We start from the raw sequence: 2,337 nt of genomic DNA, 5'->3' as shown, positions 1-2,337 counted from the left end.
CATAGTCAAAGAATAAACTATGTGCTTCTAAAAAGCATTCAGTTTTCTGAGAACGAAAGAGTCTTGCATATCTAAAGTTACCTTTCGCAGTTGTAAAGGCTGCTAACTGATAAACAGTTGGCTTATCACTATTGATGTAAAGCTTCACTTCATCCCAATCGAATTCACACACATCGCCAAGCTTATATTCTTGTTTAATATAGGCTTCTTTAGATTGTTTATTGAGTTGTTTAACAGCTTTACAAACAGTGGTATATCCAATGTCAACATGCTGTTCTTTAAGAGCTTCGTAAATATCAATAGACTTCATTTGCTGCTTATGCATGCCGTGTTCTCTTTTTTCCTGGTTTTACTCAAGATACATCTAGATCTTATGCATAACTTCTGGTGTTAACTTTGTTTTTGATTGAGAAGAGGTATCATATTTAGGTTTTTCTACTACTTGTTGAATAATTAAAGGAAAATCTTCAGACTGAGGATTTGTTGCAATGAGTTTTTCTCGAGAAGCATAGTATTGCTTAATGTATCTTCTTACCGTATTATGTCCTATGCCAAACTCTCTAGCAATAGCTCTTTGAGATTTTCCATTAAGAGCTGCCATAATAATTTCTTGTTTCTGTATCAAAGTAATCACTCCATATCACCCCATATGTAATTGTTTGTACATATGGATTATAAGATTGAAGTGGTTCCATTTTCAAATGTATTTCTGGTTCCATTTTAGAGTATCATATACAAATACATTGTTTCTTATTTTCCTTCAATTTATAATCTGTACATTCTAAGTGCTTATCTAATAGTTTAATAAATTGTTCCAAGTTCAATCGCTCTCTTTCATAGTAAGATACTATAAATTATATAGTTTTTTACTATAGTTTCAACTAACAATGGAAAGAACCTCTATAGAGCTTGTAATTTAGTAGAAACCTTAGAATTAATGCATTTAGAGAGTGTGTGAATAAAAGCCTGTAAATTATAAAAACTATATCAACCTTCTATGATAAAATAAAATCATAGGAGATTGTTTTATTATGGCCAAAAGAAAAGAGCGAATGAGTGAAGGAAAGAGAAATATTATTACATCTTTAATTGAAGAGTATGATATTCATATTGTAAAAGACATTCAAGAAGCTCTTAAAGATTTACTTGGTGGTACTATTAAAGAAATGATGAAAACTGAAATGGACCATCACTTATGTTATGAAACCTATGAGCGTTCTGATAACTCAAATTTTCGTAACGGACATAAAACAAAATCAGTTAGAAGTAAATATGGTGAAGTTCAAGCCTAATACCTCAAGATCGTGAAAGTTCTTTTGAACCTCAGATTGTTCGTAAACGTCAAAAAGATATCTCTCAGATAGAAGATATTTATGGCTTTGAAGTAAGTGAAGGTTTTGTTTCTGATGTAACAGATAAACTTTTACCTGAAATTAAAGATTGACAACATCGTCCATTAGCTGAGCTATATCCTATTGTATTCATTGATGCTGTTCACTTTTCAGTAAAAGATAACCATATGATTCGTAAACTTGCAGCGTATGTTATTCTTGGTGTAACAATGGATGGGCATAAAGACGTGCTAAGTATTCAAGTAGGTCAAAATGAAAGTAGTAAATACTGGCTTGGTGTATTAAATTAACTCAAAAATAGAGGTGTTAAAGATATTTTAGTTCTTTATGCAGATGGACTTTCAGGTATGAAGGAATCCATTAATGTAGCGTTCCCAAACACTGAATATCAATATTGTATTGTTCATCAAGTTCGCAATACCTTAAAGTATGTTTCCGAGAAAGATAAGAAAGCTTTTGCTACAGGCTTAAAGAAAATCTACCATGCAATTAATGAAGAACAAGGTTATGCAGTCATGTAAGAAGTAACAGAGAAACGGCACTCTCATTACCTTAATGCTATGAAGATCTGGAAAACTAACTGGGATGTCATTAGCCCAATCTTTAAACTTTCATCTGATGTAAGAAAGATTATTTATACTACAAATGCTATTGAAAGTCTTAATAGTACGTATCATAAGCCTAATCGTCAAAGAAGTGTATTTCCAAGTGATATAGCTCTATTAAAGGAACTATATTTTGCAACATTTGAAGCCACTTAGAAACTGGGGTAAAGTTTATGGAGAACCATCCATGATGTATGAAGATAGAGTCCCACAATAAGGTTTTTAATACAAAAACGCCCTTCTAAAGAGGGCTCTTGACATGCAATTTTAGTTTAAATATATTCAAAGTAGGTACGATTAAGTAAGTAATTATCTTATCGTAGAAGGTTATTTACAGAGATTTTTCACAATATCGAGTAAATAATCCTTTGTGTAATTAT

The 2,337-nt window shown here is 31.5% G+C and carries 1 protein-coding gene and 2 pseudogenes; 1 reads left to right on the top strand and 2 read right to left on the bottom strand.

What is annotated here, in order from left to right; translation table 11 throughout:
* Together JCM14822_RS18400 and JCM14822_RS18395 are read right to left on the bottom strand one after the other, a co-directional pair.
* Positions 1–325 (bottom strand): annotated as a pseudogene (locus tag JCM14822_RS18400) (IS21 family transposase); the annotation flags it as partial.
* Between the two features lie 39 nt (positions 326–364).
* The gene (locus tag JCM14822_RS18395) at positions 365–625 is read right to left on the bottom strand and encodes a helix-turn-helix domain-containing protein (RefSeq protein WP_054744083.1); all 261 of its coding nucleotides are present in this window, start codon (positions 623–625) and stop codon (positions 365–367) included.
* 406 nt (positions 626–1,031) lie between these two features.
* On the opposite strand from JCM14822_RS18395, the pseudogene JCM14822_RS19780 reads away from it, so the two are divergent.
* Positions 1,032–2,174 (top strand): annotated as a pseudogene (locus JCM14822_RS19780) (IS256 family transposase).
* The last annotated feature ends 163 nt before the right edge of the window (positions 2,175–2,337 follow it).

The sequence above is a fragment of the Cellulosilyticum ruminicola JCM 14822 genome (assembly GCF_001311925.1).
Classification (GTDB): domain Bacteria; phylum Bacillota; class Clostridia; order Lachnospirales; family Cellulosilyticaceae; genus Cellulosilyticum; species Cellulosilyticum ruminicola.
This window is presented reverse-complemented; position numbering and strand designations above follow the sequence as displayed.